Source organism: Nocardioides lentus, assembly GCF_039529515.1.
GTDB lineage: Bacteria > Actinomycetota > Actinomycetes > Propionibacteriales > Nocardioidaceae > Nocardioides > Nocardioides lentus.
Window position 1 is genome coordinate 78060 of sequence record NZ_BAAAMY010000009.1, and the last position, 16421, is coordinate 94480.

19 protein-coding genes and 4 tRNA genes are annotated in these 16421 nt (G+C 73.4%); 17 read left to right on the forward strand and 6 right to left on the reverse strand.

The genetic code is table 11. The features are described 5' to 3' along the window. Nucleotides 1–138: 138 nt before the first annotated feature. From ABD158_RS16410 to ABD158_RS16430, 5 genes are all read right to left on the reverse strand, one after another. Nucleotides 139–462 carry a hypothetical protein gene (locus ABD158_RS16410; protein ID WP_344008682.1) on the reverse strand — a complete coding sequence of 108 codons (324 nt, stop codon included), beginning with the start codon at nucleotides 460–462 and terminating at the stop codon, nucleotides 139–141. Beyond that, nucleotides 459–815 carry a hypothetical protein gene (locus tag ABD158_RS16415; RefSeq protein WP_344008683.1) on the reverse strand — a complete coding sequence of 119 codons (357 nt, stop codon included), beginning with the start codon at nucleotides 813–815 and terminating at the stop codon, nucleotides 459–461. The genes ABD158_RS16410 and ABD158_RS16415 overlap by 4 nt, the downstream gene beginning before the upstream one ends. 159 nt (nucleotides 816–974) lie before the next feature. Further along, nucleotides 975–1049 (reverse strand) — tRNA-Val (locus tag ABD158_RS16420). 24 nt (nucleotides 1050–1073) lie between these two features. Beyond that, nucleotides 1074–1144 (reverse strand) — tRNA-Cys (locus ABD158_RS16425). 30 nt (nucleotides 1145–1174) lie between these two features. Next, a tRNA-Gly gene (locus ABD158_RS16430) sits at nucleotides 1175–1247 on the reverse strand. A gap of 138 nt (nucleotides 1248–1385) precedes the next feature. On the opposite strand from ABD158_RS16430, the gene ABD158_RS16435 reads away from it, so the two are divergent. Together ABD158_RS16435 and ABD158_RS16440 are read left to right on the forward strand one after the other, a co-directional pair. Continuing rightward, nucleotides 1386–2207 (forward strand): aminotransferase class IV, encoded by an 822-nt coding sequence (locus ABD158_RS16435; protein WP_344008684.1) that lies wholly within the window; start codon nucleotides 1386–1388, stop codon nucleotides 2205–2207. A gap of 89 nt (nucleotides 2208–2296) precedes the next feature. Then, nucleotides 2297–2368 (forward strand) — tRNA-Val (locus ABD158_RS16440). Between the two features lie 38 nt (nucleotides 2369–2406). On the opposite strand, the gene ABD158_RS16445 is transcribed toward ABD158_RS16440, so the two are convergent. Then, nucleotides 2407–2799, reverse strand: a complete 393-nt coding sequence (locus tag ABD158_RS16445) for a RidA family protein (protein WP_344008685.1) — start codon at nucleotides 2797–2799, stop codon at nucleotides 2407–2409. A gap of 133 nt (nucleotides 2800–2932) precedes the next feature. On the opposite strand from ABD158_RS16445, the gene thrS reads away from it, so the two are divergent. The 15 genes from thrS to ABD158_RS16520 all read left to right on the forward strand — a co-directional run bounded on the left by thrS (nucleotide 2933) and on the right by ABD158_RS16520 (nucleotide 16407). After that, entirely contained in the window at nucleotides 2933–4915 is a 1983-nt protein-coding gene (thrS, locus tag ABD158_RS16450) for a threonine--tRNA ligase (RefSeq protein WP_344008686.1), read from the forward strand. Beyond that, on the forward strand, nucleotides 4915–5901 hold the full coding sequence (locus ABD158_RS16455; protein WP_344008687.1) for a glycoside hydrolase family 25 domain-containing protein: 987 nt from the start codon (nucleotides 4915–4917) through the stop codon (nucleotides 5899–5901). Before thrS ends, ABD158_RS16455 begins: the two co-directional genes overlap by 1 nt. 170 nt (nucleotides 5902–6071) lie before the next feature. Beyond that, the gene (locus ABD158_RS16460; protein ID WP_344008688.1) at nucleotides 6072–7049 is read left to right on the forward strand and encodes an AurF N-oxygenase family protein; all 978 of its coding nucleotides are present in this window, start codon (nucleotides 6072–6074) and stop codon (nucleotides 7047–7049) included. A gap of 53 nt (nucleotides 7050–7102) precedes the next feature. After that, nucleotides 7103–8791, forward strand: coding sequence for an FAD-dependent oxidoreductase (locus ABD158_RS16465; RefSeq protein WP_344008689.1), 1689 nt, complete (start codon nucleotides 7103–7105; stop codon nucleotides 8789–8791). 67 nt (nucleotides 8792–8858) lie between these two features. Then, nucleotides 8859–9584 (forward strand): TetR/AcrR family transcriptional regulator, encoded by a 726-nt coding sequence (locus ABD158_RS16470; RefSeq protein WP_344008690.1) that lies wholly within the window; start codon nucleotides 8859–8861, stop codon nucleotides 9582–9584. Beyond that, nucleotides 9581–10156, forward strand: coding sequence for an HIT family protein (locus ABD158_RS16475; RefSeq protein WP_344008692.1), 576 nt, complete (start codon nucleotides 9581–9583; stop codon nucleotides 10154–10156). The genes ABD158_RS16470 and ABD158_RS16475 overlap by 4 nt, the downstream gene beginning before the upstream one ends. A 50-nt stretch (nucleotides 10157–10206) precedes the next feature. Beyond that, entirely contained in the window at nucleotides 10207–10812 is a 606-nt protein-coding gene (gene pgsA, locus ABD158_RS16480) for a phosphatidylinositol phosphate synthase (RefSeq protein ID WP_344008693.1), read from the forward strand. A gap of 116 nt (nucleotides 10813–10928) precedes the next feature. Then, entirely contained in the window at nucleotides 10929–11453 is a 525-nt protein-coding gene (locus tag ABD158_RS16485) for an alternate-type signal peptide domain-containing protein (protein WP_344008694.1), read from the forward strand. An 8-nt stretch (nucleotides 11454–11461) separates the two neighbouring features. Then, complete coding sequence (locus ABD158_RS16490) at nucleotides 11462–12076, forward strand: signal peptidase I (RefSeq protein WP_344008695.1); 615 nt, start codon at nucleotides 11462–11464, stop codon at nucleotides 12074–12076. Beyond that, nucleotides 12073–12897 (forward strand): LPXTG cell wall anchor domain-containing protein, encoded by an 825-nt coding sequence (locus tag ABD158_RS16495; protein WP_344008697.1) that lies wholly within the window; start codon nucleotides 12073–12075, stop codon nucleotides 12895–12897. The genes ABD158_RS16490 and ABD158_RS16495 overlap by 4 nt, the downstream gene beginning before the upstream one ends. Continuing rightward, a complete protein-coding gene (locus ABD158_RS16500; protein WP_344008698.1) occupies nucleotides 12894–13544 on the forward strand; it encodes a SipW-dependent-type signal peptide-containing protein in 651 nt (216 codons plus the stop codon). The genes ABD158_RS16495 and ABD158_RS16500 overlap by 4 nt, the downstream gene beginning before the upstream one ends. Continuing rightward, nucleotides 13544–14047, forward strand: a complete 504-nt coding sequence (locus ABD158_RS16505; protein WP_344008699.1) for a hypothetical protein — start codon at nucleotides 13544–13546, stop codon at nucleotides 14045–14047. Before ABD158_RS16500 ends, ABD158_RS16505 begins: the two co-directional genes overlap by 1 nt. Nucleotides 14048–14084: 37 nt before the next feature. After that, complete coding sequence (gene pdxS / locus ABD158_RS16510; RefSeq protein WP_344008700.1) at nucleotides 14085–15011, forward strand: pyridoxal 5'-phosphate synthase lyase subunit PdxS; 927 nt, start codon at nucleotides 14085–14087, stop codon at nucleotides 15009–15011. After that, entirely contained in the window at nucleotides 15005–15643 is a 639-nt protein-coding gene (gene pdxT / locus ABD158_RS16515) for a pyridoxal 5'-phosphate synthase glutaminase subunit PdxT (RefSeq protein WP_344008701.1), read from the forward strand. Before pdxS ends, pdxT begins: the two co-directional genes overlap by 7 nt. Beyond that, nucleotides 15643–16407: a YebC/PmpR family DNA-binding transcriptional regulator gene (locus ABD158_RS16520; protein ID WP_344008703.1), complete on the forward strand. Its 765-nt coding sequence runs from the start codon at nucleotides 15643–15645 to the stop codon at nucleotides 16405–16407. Before pdxT ends, ABD158_RS16520 begins: the two co-directional genes overlap by 1 nt. Nucleotides 16408–16421 lie beyond the last annotated feature (14 nt).

Here is a 16421-nt window from a genome sequence, read left to right on the forward strand (position 1 = left end):
CTCGGCGGCGGGTGCGGCGGGTGCGGTTGGGTTGCTCGGTCATGGGTGCCTCTCGGGGTGGGGTGCGGACGCGCGAACAGGCCCGCCCCGGTGTGGGGCGGGCTGATGGTGGGGCTCGCAGGGGGAGCAGCGCGGGGTTCATCGCTGGCGTTCTTTTTGCTCGCCGCGCGCTCGGGCGACCATGTCGAGCAGAGCGCGGGCGTGGCGCTCCATGTCGTCGGGGTGGATAAGCTCGCCATTGCCGGCCATGCACATCACCGGGGCGTGCGTGGGGTCCTCGGGGCGCAGGACGCCGTCAGGGGAGCCGATCGCCGAGAGGGCGTAGTCCTCGCTGTCGACGTGACCGAAGTCGGCGCTGCTGTGGATGACCTCGCCGTCGTTGTTGCGGAGGTCGTCGAGGTGGGTCTGCTCGGTCACGGTGCACCAGTCCGGGCACCAGACGCGGACCGCCATGGCGCTCACCGACCGGCCTCCTGCTCGAGGCGGAACCGACGGGCAGTGTCGGCCGCGCGGGCGATAGCCAGGCTGAGCTCGTGGGCGTCGCTGTCGCTGAGCTCGGTGGAGTCGCTGTTGTCGAGGTTCTCGAGGGTGACGTTCACGCGGGGCGCCTGCAGGCCCTGCTGCAGGATCTCCTCGGCGCCCACGGTCACGGTGATGTCGCCGATGACGACACCGTGCTCGTCGTGGAAGCGACGGATGCTGCCGTCGCTGAACTGCTCCCAGCGCTGGTAACCGTCGAGGTGGCCAGCGCACCAGGGCGGGCAAATGTCCTCGGTGGGCCGCTGGATCGGTGAGGTGGTGCAGGATGCGGTCATGGTTCTGGCCCTCCAAGGGGACTGGTTCCAAGGCCTCGCACTGGTGCTGAATCACCGATGCGGGGCCGTTTTGTTGGAACCGACCATCCGCGCACTCTCTGGCACATGAATGAGGCCGGCTCCCTGGGTAGGGAACCGGCCTCTGACCTGCGTAAACGCTGGTGGGCGATACTGGGTTTGAACCAGTGACCTCTTCCGTGTCAAGGAAGCGCGCTACCGCTGCGCCAATCGCCCGGGTCTGGAGTTGTGGTGGTGCCGAGGTGGGTACGGGATTTGAACCCGTGTACACGGATTTGCAGTCCGTTGCCTCGCCTCTCGGCCAACCCACCATGGAGGCCAACCCATGAGAGACCTCTCCGAGCGGACGACGAGGCTCGAACTCGCGACCTCAACCTTGGCAAGGTTGCGCTCTACCAACTGAGCTACGTCCGCTTGCGGCTGCCGGCGTGAACCAGCGGCGCGTCAGAAACAGTAGCGGATGGGTTCGGGGCCTCAAAATCACCCCCCGTCCCGCGCGCCGGGCGGCTGTCCGCCGACTCCGCCGACTCCGCCGCTCCTAGGGTGGACGACGTGCAGGTATGGGTGGACGGACAGCTCCTCGACGACCCCGCGGCGCCGGTACTGCGCCACGACGACCACGGGCTGGTGGTGGGGGACGGGGTCTTCGAGTCGGTCGAGGTCACCGCGGGCCGTCCCTTCGCGCTGACCCGCCACCTCGACCGGTTGCAGGTCTCGGCGTCCGGGCTCGGGCTCGGTGGCGTGGACCTCGACGCGGTCCGCGCCGGCGTCGCCGCGACGCTCGGCGCCGCCCACCTCGAGCGGGGCAAGCTGCGCATCACCGTCACCGGCGGGCCCGGCCCGCTGGGCTCCGGTCGGGGCGACGCACCCCACACGCTCGTCGTGGCCGCCGAGCCGATCGGACCCGCCGACGGGTCCGCCGCGATCGTCACCGTGCCGTGGCCGCGCAACGAGCGCGGGCCGCTCGCCGGCCTCAAGACCACGTCGTACGCCGACAACGTCGTCGCCCTGGCCGAGGCCCGACGCCACGGGGCCAGCGAGGCGATCTTCCCCAACCTCGCCGGTCACCTCTGCGAGGGCACCGGCAGCAACGTCTTCTACGTCGTCGACGGCGAGCTCCGCACCCCCACGCTGGCCTCGGGGTGTCTCGCCGGGGTCACCCGGGCCCTCGTGCTCGAGTGGTACGGCGGCCGCGAGGTCGATGAGCCGATCGAGGTCGCCGAGGGGGCCGACGAGGTCCTCATCGTGTCGACCACCCGGGCCGTCCAGCCCGTCCACCGGTGGGGGAGCCGCGAGTGGGCCACCCCGGGTCCCGTCACCGCCGAGGCGCAGGCCGCCTGGCGCGCCCACGAGCCGCTGGACGTCGACCCCTGAGCCGCACCGACGATCCCCCCGGCCGATGTGAGCCGGCCCGCGGGGATGCGTTAAAGTCGCGTCTCGTTCCGCCGAGCGCGGGACGTCTGGGGCGATTGGCGCAGTGGTAGCGCGCTTCGTTCACACCGAAGAGGTCACTGGTTCGAACCCAGTATCGCCCACCCAGATCGTTGCTCCTGATCAGTCGGTCCCGTCGCCGTCACCCGTCCTGCGGGTCCTCCGCGACCGCGCGGATCTCGACCAGCGCGCCGGGCACGGCCAGCTCCACGACCCCGATCGCCGACCAGGCCGGGTACGGCGCGGCGAGGTGTCGGTCCCTCACCGCGGCGAACGTCGCGAGGTGCTGCTGCAGCCCGACGTGGTAGCTGGTCATCTCGACGAGGTGCGAGACGTCGGCGCCCGCGGTCGCGAGCGTCTCGGCGAGCCGGACGAAGGCCCGCTCGAGCTGCGTGCCCGGATCGGCGTCGACGGACCCGTCCTCGCGAGTGCCCATCACCCCCGAGCAGAAGAGCAGTCCGCGGCTGCGCACGACGTGGCTGAAGTGCCACTGCGCGGCGGTCGCGGCGTCGGCGGGGTCGTCCAGGTGCTCCATCCCCCCATGGTGGACGGCGCGGACCCGGGGCGCAGCCGGGAATCCGGTGGGGCCGGCGTCGGGGACGCCGATACGCTTCGACGACCCACGAGCCGCGGTGCCGTACGCCGTTGCGCCAACCCAGGAGTGACGCATGCCCGAGATCACCATCGTCCGCCACGACGCGCAGGAGACCCGGGCGGTCGACGCCGGGACCAAGCTGTGGGAGCTGTTCCGCGAGACCCCCGACGTCGTCGCGGCCCGCGTCGGCGGCGAGCTGCGCGACCTGTCCCGCGAGGTCGAGGACGGCTCGTCCGTCGAGGGCGTGAGCATCGACAGCCCCGACGGCCTCGACATCCTGCGCCACTCGACCGCCCACGTGATGGCGCAGGCGGTGCAGGATCTCTACCCCGACGCCAAGCTCGGCATCGGCCCGCCGATCCGCGACGGCTTCTACTACGACTTCGACGTCGCCACGCCCTTCACCCCCGAGGACCTCGAGAAGATCGAGACCCGGATGCGCAAGATCGTCAAGGAGGGTCAGCGCTTCGACCGCCGCGTCACCTCCGACGCCGAGGCGATCGACGAGCTCCAGCACGAGCCCTACAAGATCGAGCTCATCGGTCTCAAGGGGGGCGCCGGCGTCGAGGACGCCGCCGAGGGCGCGAGCGTCGAGGTCGGCGCCGGCGAGCTGACGATCTACGACAACGTCCGTCGCGACGGCGAGGTCGCCTGGTCCGACCTGTGCCGCGGCCCGCACCTGCCGACCACCAAGCGGATCCCGGCGTTCAAGCTCATGCGCTCCGCCGCGGCGTACTGGCGCGGCGACGAGAAGAACCCCCAGCTCCAGCGCCTCTACGGCACCGCGTGGCCCTCGAAGGAGGCGCTCGCCGACCACCTCCACCGCATCGAGGAGGCCGAGAAGCGCGACCACCGCCGCCTCGGCCGCGAGCTGGACCTCTACTCGTTCCCCGACGAGATCGGGTCCGGCCTCCCGGTCTTCCACCCCCGGGGCGGCGTCATCAAGCGGGTCATGGAGGACTACGTCCGCCGACGCCACATCGAGGAGGGCTTCGAGTACGTCGGGACCCCGCACATCTCGAAGGAGCAGACCTTCCGGCTCTCGGGCCACCTGCCGTACTACGCGGACGGCATGTTCCCGCCCATGGCCATGGAGGGGGCGAACTACTACCTCAAGGCCATGAACTGCCCGATGCACAACCTGATCTACCGTTCGCGCGGCCGGTCCTACCGCGAGCTGCCGCTGCGCCTGTTCGAGTTCGGCCACGTCTACCGCAACGAGAAGTCGGGCGTCATCCACGGCCTCACCCGAGTGCGCGGCTTCGCCCAGGACGACTCCCACTCCTACGTCACCAAGGAGCAGGCGCCCGGCGAGATCAAGCACCTCCTCGACTTCGTCCTCGGGCTGCTGCGCGACTTCGGGCTCGACGACTTCTACCTGGAGATGTCGACGCGCGACGACTCCAAGCCCGACAAGTTCGTCGGCGACGACGCCCAGTGGGCCGAGGCCACGGAGGTGCTGGAGCGCGTGTGCCGCGAGTCCGGCCTCGAGCTGGTCCCCGACCCCGGCGGCGCCGCGTTCTACGGCCCGAAGGTCTCGGTGCAGGCGCGCGACGCCATCGGCCGGACCTGGCAGATGTCGACCATCCAGTACGACTTCAACCAGCCCGTCGGCTTCGACCTGACCTACCAGGCCGCGGACGGCACCCGCCAGCAGCCCGTGATGATCCACTCGGCCAAGTTCGGCTCGATCGAGCGCTTCGTCGGCGTGCTCGTCGAGCACTACGCCGGCGCCTTCCCGCCCTGGCTCGCGCCCGTGCAGGTCCAGGCCATCCCGATCGCCGAGCGCCACGCCGACTACCTGTACGACGTGGCGCGCCGGCTGAAGGCGCGCGGGCTGCGGGTGGAGGTCGACGACTCCGACGACCGGATGCAGAAGAAGATCCGCAACGCCCAGCTGCAGAAGGTGCCCTTCATGGTCATCGCCGGCGACGACGACGTCGAGGCCGGCGCGGTGTCGTTCCGCTACCGCGACGGACGCCAGGACAACCAGGTGCCGGTGGCCGAGGCGATCGAGCGCGTCGCCGCCGCGGTCGACGCCCGCGAGCAGGTCTGATGCCTCGCGGCGGGGGCGTGACCGGGCTGCTGCTCGTGGCCGCCCTCGCCGCCGGCTGCGGCGCCGACGGGCAGACGCCACCCGGCGCCGCGGAGGCGCCCGGCCCGTCGGGCGGGGCGCCGGACTCGCCGTACCCGACCGCGCCGACGCCCTCGGCGCCCCCCACCTCGACGTCCGCCCCGGCGGAGCCCGGCGCCGGCGCGGAGGACCTGGCGAAGCAGGCCGAGGGCCTCGCCGAGCGCGGTCGCATCGCCCCGCGGCGCGGCAACGTGCTCGGCTCCGACATCTCCTGGCCGCAGTGCCCCGTCGGGCTGGGCATCCCGGAGAAGCGCGCGCTGGGCATGCCCGGCCCGCTGCCGGCCGCGCAGTACGTCGTCGTCGGTCTCACCAACGGGCCCGGCTTCACCCCCAACCCCTGCCTGGCCGACCAGGTCGCGCTCGTGCGCGGCGCCGACATGCTGATCTCGGCGTACTCGGTCGCGAGCTACCCCGACGCCGACCAGCTCGCCGAGCACGGCGACGACGGTCCGTACGACGGGTCGAGCCCGGCCAGCGCGCTGCGCAACACCGGCTACCAGCAGGCCCTCTACAACGTGGCCTCGATGGAGGCCGCCGGCCTCGAGACGCCGTTCGTGTGGATCGACGTCGAGCCCGTGCCCGACTTCGAGTGGAGCAGCGACCTCGCCGCCAACGCCGAGGTCGTGCGCGGCGTGGCCCGCGGCTACACCGAGGCCGGCTACGGCATCGGGGTCTACTCGACACCCGCGCTGTGGGACGGCGTCGTCGGCGACCTCGAGCTCGGCCTGCCCGAGTGGCGCGCCGCCGGGCAGACCTCCGCCCAGGAGGCGCTGGACCGGTGCGGCGAGGACTGGGTGATCCAGGGTGGCGACGCGGTGATGGGTCAGTGGGTCGAGGCCGACCGCGACCAGAACCTCACCTGCGACGGGGTCGCGGCCGACCTCGACCTGTACTTCCACCGCTACTGAGCCCGCCCCGGACGGGTGGCCGGGCGGGTGGCCGGGGCGGGGGTGGCGGCGTGTCTGCGACACGGTGTCGATATTCGTGACATGTTGTCGCGCGTACCTCTGTACGGCGACACGATGTCGCAGTAACCTCGGACGACCACCACCGGTCACACCGACCCCAGGAGCGCGCCATGACCGTGACGTCGGACCCCCTCGCCCACCAGGACTACGAGTCCCGCCTGCAGACGCTCTCGGAGGCGTCGGTCGAGACGCACTTCGACGCGTTCGGCGACATCGCCTGGGACGACCCGTCGTACGCGATCGACCCGACGGACCGGCGCTGGGTGCTGCCGGAGGTCGACACCCTCGGCGGCCACGAGTGGTACCGCAGCCTGCCCGAGGAGCGCCAGATCGAGATCGGGCTCTACCGGCAGGCCAACGTCGCGAAGGTCGGCCTGCAGTTCGAGCAGGTGCTGATCAGCGGACTGATGAACTTCACCTTCGACCTGCCCAACCGCAGCGCCGAGTTCCGCTACTCCACGCACGAGGCGACGGAGGAGTGCCACCACACCCAGATGTTCCAGGAGTTCGTGAACCGCACCGGCCAGCCGGTGCTGGGCGCTCCCTGGCTGTTCCGGATGGTCGCGCCGTTCCTCGCGCTGTTCGCCCGCTGGGCGCCGATCCCCTTCTTCATCGGCGTGCTCGCCGGGGAGGAGCCGATCGACCACCTGCAGAAGTCGATCCTGCGCGCCGGTGACCGGATGCACCCCCTGCTGCAGCGCATCATGCAGATCCACGTGGCCGAGGAGGCCCGCCACATCGGCTTCGCGCACGAGTTCATCGCCCATCGCGCGCCCCGGCTGACCGGCGTGCGACGGGCGGCGGTCGCCCTGCTGTTCCCGATCATCATGCGCGTGCTCTGCGACGTCATCGTCGTCCCGAGCCGCCGCGCCCAGCGCGACATGGGCATGCCCAAGCGGGTCGTCAAGGACCTCTACTGGCGCAACCCGGCCTCGCAGAAGATGCTGCGCGACCTCTTCGCCGACGTGCGGATGCTCGCCGAGGAGACCGGGCTGATGACGCGCTGGTCGCGGGTGCTGTGGCGGCTGCTCAAGATCGACGGGCGCCCCGCGCGCTACCGCAGCGAGCCCGCCTCCGCGGCCTCCTGACGAGCACCGGCACCCAGCCCACCACCAGCCACCCACCGAGACCGGGAGCGCCCGTGGCGTACGTCGTCACCCAGCCGTGCTGCGCGGACGCCTCGTGCGTCCTCGCCTGCCCGGTCAACTGCATCCACCCCGCCCCGGGTGAGCCCGGCTTCGCCGAGGCGGAGATGGTCTACATCGACCCGCGCTCCTGCGTCGGGTGCGGCGCCTGCGCCACCGCGTGCCCCGTCGACGCGATCAAGCCCGAGGCGGCGCTGAGGCCCGCGGAGCAGGTCTTCGCCGCCGTCAACGCGGAGTACTACGACGTCTTCCCCCACCCCGACCGCACCCCGCTGGCCGTCGTGGGCAGGCAGCGCCGACTCGTCGGCGACCGGCCCGCGCGCTCCGTGCGGGTGGCCGTCGTCGGGGCCGGCCCGGCCGGCCTCTACACCGCCGACGAGCTGCTGCGACACCCCGAGGTGGCCGTCGACGTGCTCGACCGCCTCCCCACGCCGTACGGGCTGCTGCGCGCGGGCGTCGCCCCGGACCACCCGCACACCAAGCAGGCGGAGCGGCTGTTCGCGCAGATCGAGTCCCAGCCCGGCTTCCGCTACCTGCTCGGCGCGGAGGTCGGCGCCGACCTCGACCACGCCGAGCTCGCAGCCCGCTACGACGCGGTCGTGTACGCCGTGGGCGCGGCCACCGACCGGCGCCTCGGCCTGCCGGGGGAGGACCTGCGCGGCTCGTGCTCGGCCACCGAGGTCGTCGGCTGGTACAACGGCCAGCCCGACCACGCCGACCTCGCGACGACGGGCGCCCTCGACCTGGGCCACCACCGGGTGGTCGTCGTCGGCAACGGCAACGTCGCCCTCGACGCCGCGCGCGTCCTGACCGCCTCGCCCGAGCGGCTCGCGGGCACCGACATCGCCGGCCCCGCGTACGACGCCCTGGCTCGCAGCGCCGTGCAGGAGGTCGTCGTGCTCGGCCGGCGCGGCCCGGCGCAGGCGGCGTTCACCCTCCCGGAGCTGCTCGGCCTGCAGGCCCTGGCCGAGACCGGCGAGGTGGACGTCGTCGTGGACACCGGGGGCGCCCCGCTCGGCGGGTCCGCCGTCGAGCGCGTGCTCGCAGGACTGGCCGACGCCCCGCGCCTGCCCGGCCGGCGCCGCGTCGTGCTGAGGTTCCTGACCGCCCCGCGCGCCGTGGTGGGCGAGGACGGCCACGTCACCGGACTCGAGGTGGTCCGCACCCGGCTCGTCGACGACGCCGACGGGGTGCCGCGGGCGGTGCCGACCGACGACGTCGAGACCATCCCCACCGGCACCGTGCTGCGCTCCGTGGGCTACCACGGGCGCCCGGTCCCGGGGCTGCCGTTCGACGAGGCCACCGGCACCGTGCCCCACGAGCGCGGACGCGTGGCCCCCGGCACGTACGTCGTGGGCTGGATCAAGCGGGGCCCGACCGGCTTCCTCGGCACCAACAAGACCGACGCCCAGGAGACCGTCTCGACGATCCTCGACGACCTCGACGCGGGCACCGCCGTCCGCGTCGGCGAGGTGGCGGGGCCGACCGAGCTGCTGCACCTGCTGCGCGGTCGCGGGGTCGTCGTGCACTCGCGACGCGGGTGGCGCGCCATCGACGCCGAGGAGCGACGACGCGGCGGGGACGAGGGCCGCACCCGGAGCAAGATCGTGCGCCGCGTCGAGCTGGACGACGTGGCGTCCGGCGCCCGCCGGCGTCGGCGTTACGCTGGTCGCCCGCGCAGGTGACGCTGCGCCGGACGACGGTGACGATCGTGGACCACGATCGTCTCAGCACGATCGGGATCGGGGTGCGATGGCCACCAAGGAGCAGCCGCCGGACGGACGGCAGCTGCGGTGGAGCCGCCACAACCGGGAGCGCCGCGAGCAGATCCTCGACGCCGCCATCGCGACGCTCGAGGACGCCGGACCTGGCGCCGAGGTGCACGTGCAGGAGATCGCCGCCCGCGCCGGCCTGAGCCGTACCGTCGTCTACCGCCACTTCGAGGACCGGGCCGACCTGGACCGCTCGGTGCGCACCGAGATCCTCGACCGCCTGTGGGGCGCGCTGCTGCCCGAGGTCACCCTCGACGGCACGATCCCGCAGATCGCCGAGCGGGTGGTCGGCACCTACGTGGGCTGGGCGGTGGCCCACCCGGCCCTGCACCGCTTCGCCGAGCAGGACCCCGCCGGCGGCTCCGCCGACACCGAGGACCCGCTCCAGGAGGGCCTGACCCGGATCGCCAGCCAGGTCGCCGACCTGATCACCACGGCCGTCGACCTGCTGGGCCTCGAGCCCACCGACGACGAGCGGGCCGCGGTCGACCCGCTGGTCTTCGGCCTCGTCGGCGCCGTGTTCGGCGCCGTGCGCCGCTGGATGGCGAGACCGGTCCGCACGCCGTCCGTCCCCGTCTTCGTGTCCCTGGTCACCGAGTCGGCCTGGCACCTGCTGGAGGGCTTCGGACGCCGGCTGGGCATCCAGCTCGACCCGGACCAGCCGGTCGAGGACCTCCTCGCCTCCGCGGTCGGCCCGAGCGCGTGAGCGGCCCCGTGGACGGCGACGAGCCCGGGCGGGCGACGGGGGAGACCCCCGGTGAGCCGGACGGTCTCCAGCGCCTGTGGACGCCCCACCGCATGGCCTACATCCGGGGCGAGAACAAGCCGTCGGACGCCAGCGAGGGGGAGTGCCCCTTCTGCCGGATCCCGCGGACCGACGACGACCCGGGCCACGCCGACAGCCTGGTGGTGCGTCGCGGCGAGCTCACGTACGCCGTGCTGAACCTCTACCCGTACGCCCCCGGGCACCTGCTGGTCTGCCCCTACCGGCACATCGCCGACTACACCCAGACCACGGACGCCGAGGCCGCGGAGATGGCGGACCTGACGCGCCAGGCGATGCGCACCCTGCGGGAGGTCTCCGACGCCGCGGGGTTCAACCTCGGGATGAACCAGGGCGCGATCGCCGGCGCCGGGATCTCCGCGCACCTGCACCAGCACGTCGTCCCGCGGTGGCCGGGCGACCAGAACTTCATGCCGGTCGTCGGCCGCACCAAGGTGCTGCCCGAGGTCCTCGACCAGACCCGCGACCTCCTGCGGCGGTCCTGGGTGGCGTGACGCGCACCGGCCGCCCACGCGCGCCCGGGCCTCGATAGCCTCCCCCCACCATGCTCGAACGCTTCCGCGGGTTCTGGACCCGCCTGATCGCCCCGGTCGCGCGTCTGCTGATCCGACTCGGGGTGAGCCCCGACGCCGTCACGCTCGTGGGGACCCTCGGCGTCGTCGCCGGCGCCCTCGTCTTCTTCCCGCAGGGGATGCTGCTCACCGGCGTGCTGGTGATCACCGCGTTCGTGTTCTCCGACCTCGTCGACGGCCACATGGCGCGGCTCACGGGACGCACGAGCCCCTTCGGCGCGTTCCTCGACTCCACGCTCGACCGGATCGGGGACGGGGCGATCTTCGGCGGTCTCGCGCTCTACTTCGCCGGCCCGGGCGACTCCGGGCTGTACCTGGCGCTGAGCCTGGTGTGCCTGGTCATGGGCTCGGTGACCAGCTACGCGCGGGCCCGCGCCGAGGCGCTGGGCTTCGAGGCGAAGGTCGGCATCGCCGAGCGCGCGGACCGGCTCGTCGCGATCCTCGTGATGACCGGCCTGTCGGCCATCTTCTCCCTGCCGATCCTGCTCTGGCTGACTCTCTGGGCGCTCGCCGCGGCGAGCACGATCACCGTCGCGCAGCGCGTCTGGGTGGTGCGTCGCCAGGCCCTCGCCGTCTGAGACATGTGTATTCCTCAAGGTTTCGGCAAACGCCTGCGAGAATAGTTGTAGGTGCCTAGTTTCTCCGTACACGTCGCGTGCCCGGAGCCGCGCGACACGAGCGCGCGGAGCGACACATGAAGAAGTCCACCAAGGCAGTGCTGGCCGCCGGTGCGGCCGTCGTCGTCCTCACCGGCGGCGCGGGGTCGCTGGCCTACTGGAACGCCACCGCCGACATCGGCGGCGGGACGATCACGGCGGGTGAGCTGGACCTGACCCCGGTCGCGGGCACCGGCACCTGGACGTTCAACGGCACCCCGGTGGCGGACCCGACGGCCGTCGTCATCGTGCCGGGCGACGAGCTCGCCTACACGGGCAGCTTCACCATCACCGCCGAGGGCGACAACCTGGAGGGCACGGTCGACGTCGTGGGCGGTGCCGGGGCCGGCGGCCTGGTCGGCGACGTCACGCTCGACGTCGTCCCGACGATCGACGGCGCTGCCGCCACCACCGTCACCGAGGCCGACGACGGCGACGTGCTGGACGTGGCCATCGACATCTCGTTCCCGTTCGGCACCACGGTCGACAACACCTCGCAGACCGAGACCCTCGACCTGACCGGTGTCGACGTCGTCATCACCCAGACCGACGCCACCCCCTGACCCCACCGATGACGACCGTCACCCTCCCGCGCGCACCGGGGGCGACGACCCCCGGCGCCCGCCGGGCGACCCGGCACCGCAGCACCACGCCGCTCGCCGTGGTCGGCTCCGGCCTCGCCTGGGCCGTCGTCACCCTCGCGGTCGGCCTGCTCGTCGCCGCCGTGCTGCTGCCGCGCCTGGCCGGCGCCACGCCGTACAGCGTCCTCACGGGCTCGATGACGCCCGCCTACCCGCCGGGCTCGCTCGTCGTGGTGCGCCCCGTCGCGGCCGAGGACGTGGCGGTCGGCGACGTCATCACCTACCAGCGCGAGTCGGGTCGGGCGAGCGTGGTGACCCACCGCGTGGTCTCCGTCGCCAGCAGCACCGTCGACGGCAGCCGCACCTACCTCACCCGCGGCGACGCCAACCCCGTGGTCGACGCCGACCCGGTGCGCCCGGTGCAGGTGAAGGGGGAGCTCTGGTACGCCGTGCCGTGGCTGGGCCACCTGCACAGCTGGCTCTCCGGGGACCAGCGCCAGTGGGCGACGTACGGCGTGGGGGCGGGGCTGCTCGCCTACGCCACCGTGATGCTCCTCGGCGCGGGCCTCGACCGACGACGCCGTCGGGCGGGGGAGGTCCGGTGAGCCGGGACGGCGTCCCGGCAGCGTCGGCGCTGTCGGCTGCGCTCGCGACCGTGCTGGCGGCCGTCCTCACCGCGACGGTCCTCCTCGGCGCGGGGGCAGCGTCGGCCGCGTCGCCGACCGCGGGAGCGCCGCGCGACCCGATCGGGCTGAGCCCGGACGGGGTGCGCTACGCCGACGCCCTCGAGGGGCCGCTGTTCGGGCGCCGACTCGCCTGGGTGCCGGGAGACCGCCGCACCCGCAGCTGGTGGGTGCGCAACCAGGCGGAGCAGGCTGCCCTCCTCACCGTCGAGGTGCCGGCCCGCGGAGTGCTGCCGGGCTGGCTCTCGCTGCAGACCCGGGTCGGGGGCGCCTGGCGCGCCCTCGACACCGCGGCGCCCGTCACGACCGGGCGTCTCGCCCCGGGTGCGTCCCGACGGGTCGCGGTCCGGGTCACGATGCGGCCGACGGCCGGCAACCGCACGATGCTTGACGACGCCGACCTGCCCCTGCGCGTGCGCCTCACCGAGGCCCGGGGGGCCACGCCCGGTGGCCCCGACACCGCCCCGGGTGACGGCGGCGGTGACGGCGGCGGTGACGGCGATGACGGGAGCGGGCCCGGCGACGGGGGGTCCGCCGGGGGTGCCGGTGACGGGTCGGGCTCCCTGCCCGGCGCCGGAGGTGCACGGTCGGCCCCGGGCGGGCCCCTCGACGGGCTGCTGCCCGACACCGGGGCGGGCTCCGGCCCCGCGCTGCTGCTGCTCGGGGCGGCCCTGCTCGCGGCGGGCGCCTCGGTGCTGCGCCGCCGCTGGCGCGGCGCCGTCCCGGCGGAGGCGACCTCGTGAGCCGGCACCGCGCCGAGGGTGGCGGGCGGGGTCCCGGCCGCCGGGCCACGCCCGCCCCGACCCGGCACCGGCTCGCGCTCCTGGTCGCGCTCGCGGTGGCCCTCCTCGTCGGGATCGGGGGCGCCGGCACCTACGCCTTCTGGAACGACCGCGCCGACATCGACACCGGCGCCGTCGCCAGCGGGTCGATGGACCTGCGGGTGGACGACCAGGCGATCGGTCGCAACACCGGGTACGCCAAGACCGCCATCGCGTTCAGCGGCCGGACACCGGGGGAGTTCGAGACCTACGACCTCCGGCTGCGCAACGTCGGTCGCGCCACCGGCACCTACACGCTGGCCGTGCTGCGGGGCGGCAGCTGGAGCTACACCGAGGACGCGATCACGGTGCAGGCCTGGAGCGGCACCGCCCAGGACGACCCGACGTCGTACCCGGAGCGGGACACCTGCTCGGGCAGCCTCCTCGGGGCCGCGCAGGTCTTCCCGACCGCGACGCCCCAGGCGCTGATCACGACCCCGCGGACGCTGGTCGGCAACGCCGAGGAGACGATCTGCGTGCGCGTCGGCATCGCGACCTCCGCCACCGACGTCAGCCAGGACAAGACCGGGACGCTGCAGCTCCGCGCGATCCTGACCCAGGTCACGTGATGCCCGGCCGGACGGGGCTCGCCGCGGGGCTCGCCGGACTGACGGGAGTCCTCGCGCTCGCGTTGCCGGCCACGGTGGACACCACGGGTGCGGTCTTCTCCGACGCCGCCGACACCGCGACCGGGGCCCTGGCGACCAGCCGCTTCGTGCCGGCGGCCGCGGGCACGGTCACCTGCTCCACCACCGGGCTGCTGCCGAGCACGATCCGGTTCACCACGCCCACCGTGGCCGCGCTCCCGCGCGGCACCGTCCAGTACGTCGCGCGCCTGTCGCGGGTCGCCCAGCCGCAGACGGTGGTGTTCGAGGGCCTGATGACGGTCAGCGGGTCGACGGCGAGCATCGACTTCGGCGGCACGCTGCTCAGCGGGCTGGGGACGGCGAACTACCGGATCTCGGTCACCACCCGGCTGAGCGCCCAGACGCTGGAGTCCTCCCCGGCGGCCACCGCCACCTTCAGCTACGGGCTGCTCGTGCTCGGGGTCTTCGGGTGCGGCACGGCGTGAGCGCGGCGCGATCGAGCACGCTGGGTACGGTTGAAGCATGGACGACGCCCAGCAGACCCCGGACCGCACTCCCGACGTGACCGCGACCACGGGCACCGCCGCGGTGAAGCGCGGCATGGCCGAGATGCTCAAGGGCGGCGTGATCATGGACGTCGTCACCCCCGAGCAGGCCCGCATCGCCGAGGACGCCGGCGCCGTGGCCGTCATGGCGCTCGAGCGCGTGCCCGCCGACATCCGCGCCGAGGGCGGCGTCAGCCGCATGAGCGACCCCGAGATGATCGAGGGGATCATCGACACCGTCTCGATCCCCGTCATGGCCAAGGCCCGCATCGGCCACTTCGCCGAGGCGCAGGTGCTCCAGAGCCTCGGCGTCGACTACGTCGACGAGTCCGAGGTGCTCACGCCCGCCGACTACGCCCACCACATCGACAAGACGGCCTTCACGGTGCCGTTCGTCTGCGGCGCGACCGGTCTCGGCGAGGCCCTGCGACGCATCGCCGAGGGCGCGGCCATGATCCGGTCCAAGGGCGAGGCCGGCACCGGCGACGTGTCGAACGCCGTGACCCACATGCGCACCATCCGCTCCGAGGTCCGCCGCCTGGCCGGGCTCGACGCCTCCGAGCTGCCGCTCGCCGCGAAGGAGCTCGGCGCGTCGCTCGAGCTGGTGCGCGAGGTCGCGGAGGCGGGCCGCCTGCCCGTCGTGCTGTTCACCGCCGGCGGGATCGCCACCCCCGCCGACGCCGCGATGATGCGCCAGCTCGGCGCCGAGGGCGTCTTCGTCGGCTCGGGCATCTTCAAGTCCGGCGACCCCGCGGCCCGCGCCGCGGCCATCGTGCGCGCCAACGCGTTCTACGACGACCCCGACGTCGTCGCCAAGGCGTCCCGCGGCCTCGGGGAGGCCATGGTCGGCCTCAACGTCGACGCGCTGCCCGAGCCGCACCGGCTCGCCGAGCGCGGGTGGTGACCGGGCCCCGGATCGGGGTCCTCGCGCTGCAGGGGGACGTGCCGGAGCACGTCGCCGCGCTGGCGGGCGTCGGCGCCCGCCCCCTCGTCGTACGACGGGAGGCGGAGCTGGACGCCTGCGACGCGCTCGTGCTGCCCGGCGGGGAGTCCACCACGATGGTCCGTCTGCTGCGGATCTTCGACCTGCTCGGACCGCTGCGGGCGCGGATCGCGGGCGGCCTGCCGGTCCTCGGCACCTGCGCGGGGATGATCCTGCTCGCCGACCGCGTCCTCGACGGCGAGCGGGGCCAGGAGACCGTCGGCGGCCTCGACGTGACCGTGCGGCGCAACGCCTTCGGACGACAGGTCGACTCCTTCGAGGGGTCGGTGACGATGGCGGGCGTCCCGGGTCGCCTGCCCGCCGTCTTCATCCGCGCGCCGTGGGTCGAGGAGGCCGGGCCGGGTGTCGACGTCCTCGCCCGGGTCGACGCGGGGCCGGGGGTCGGTAGGATCGTGGCCGTACGCCAGGGTCCGCTGCTGGCCACCTCGTTCCACCCCGAGGTCGGCGAGGGCCCGGACGCCTGGCGCGTGCACCGCTACTTCGCCGAGCAGGTGGTCCCGGACCCCGCCGGCGCGCGACGAAGGGATCCGTGATGTCAGGCCACTCCAAGTGGGCGACCACCAAGCACAAGAAGGCCGTCGTCGACGCCAAGCGCGGCAAGCTCTTCGCCAAGCTCGTCAAGAACGTCGAGGTCGCCGCGCGCATGGGCGGCGGCGACCCGGGCGGCAACCCGACGCTGTACGACGCCATCCAGAAGGCGAAGAAGTCGTCGGTGCCCAACGACAACATCGACCGGGCCGTCAAGCGGGGCTCCGGCGCCGAGGCCGGCGGGGCCGACTACCAGACGATCATGTACGAGGGCTACGGCCCGAGCGGCGTCGCGCTGCTCGTCGAGTGCCTGACGGACAACAAGAACCGGGCCGCGATGGAGGTCCGCACCGCGATGACCCGCAACGGCGGCACCCTCGCCGACCCGGGCTCGGTGTCCTTCCTGTTCCACCGCAAGGGCGTCGTCGTCGTGCCCGCCACCCAGGAGGGCCGCACCCTCGGGGAGGACGACCTGCTGGAGGTCACCCTCGAGGCCGGCGCCGACGACATCCACGACCTCGGCGAGGCCTTCGAGGTCGTCTCCGAGGCCACCGACCTGATCGGGGTCCGCACCGCGCTGCAGGCCGCCGGGCTGGACTACGACTCCGCCGAGGCGTCCTTCCTGCCCGACTCGCAGGTCGAGCTCGACGCCGACGCGGCGCCGAAGGTGTTCCGTCTCGTCGAGGCCCTCGAGGACCTCGACGACGTCCAGAACGTCTACGCCAACTTCGACGTCTCCGACGAGGTCATGGCGACCGTCGACGCCTGAGCCCGACCGCGGCC

Coding starts and splice junctions, on each gene's coding strand:
- pgsA (WP_344008693.1), top strand. CDS start 10,207: ATGCTCGAACGCTTCCGCGGGTTCTGGACCCGCCTGATCGCCCCGGTC.
- thrS (WP_344008686.1), top strand. CDS start 2,933: ATGCCCGAGATCACCATCGTCCGCCACGACGCGCAGGAGACCCGGGCG.
- ABD158_RS16485 (WP_344008694.1), top strand. CDS start 10,929: ATGAAGAAGTCCACCAAGGCAGTGCTGGCCGCCGGTGCGGCCGTCGTC.
- pdxS (WP_344008700.1), top strand. CDS start 14,085: ATGGACGACGCCCAGCAGACCCCGGACCGCACTCCCGACGTGACCGCG.
- ABD158_RS16455 (WP_344008687.1), top strand. CDS start 4,915: ATGCCTCGCGGCGGGGGCGTGACCGGGCTGCTGCTCGTGGCCGCCCTC.
- ABD158_RS16505 (WP_344008699.1), top strand. CDS start 13,544: ATGCCCGGCCGGACGGGGCTCGCCGCGGGGCTCGCCGGACTGACGGGA.
- ABD158_RS16470 (WP_344008690.1), top strand. CDS start 8,859: ATGGCCACCAAGGAGCAGCCGCCGGACGGACGGCAGCTGCGGTGGAGC.
- ABD158_RS16415 (WP_344008683.1), bottom strand. CDS start 815: ATGACCGCATCCTGCACCACCTCACCGATCCAGCGGCCCACCGAGGAC.
- ABD158_RS16520 (WP_344008703.1), top strand. CDS start 15,643: ATGTCAGGCCACTCCAAGTGGGCGACCACCAAGCACAAGAAGGCCGTC.
- ABD158_RS16460 (WP_344008688.1), top strand. CDS start 6,072: ATGACCGTGACGTCGGACCCCCTCGCCCACCAGGACTACGAGTCCCGC.
- ABD158_RS16490 (WP_344008695.1), top strand. CDS start 11,462: ATGACGACCGTCACCCTCCCGCGCGCACCGGGGGCGACGACCCCCGGC.
- ABD158_RS16445 (WP_344008685.1), bottom strand. CDS start 2,799: ATGGAGCACCTGGACGACCCCGCCGACGCCGCGACCGCCGCGCAGTGG.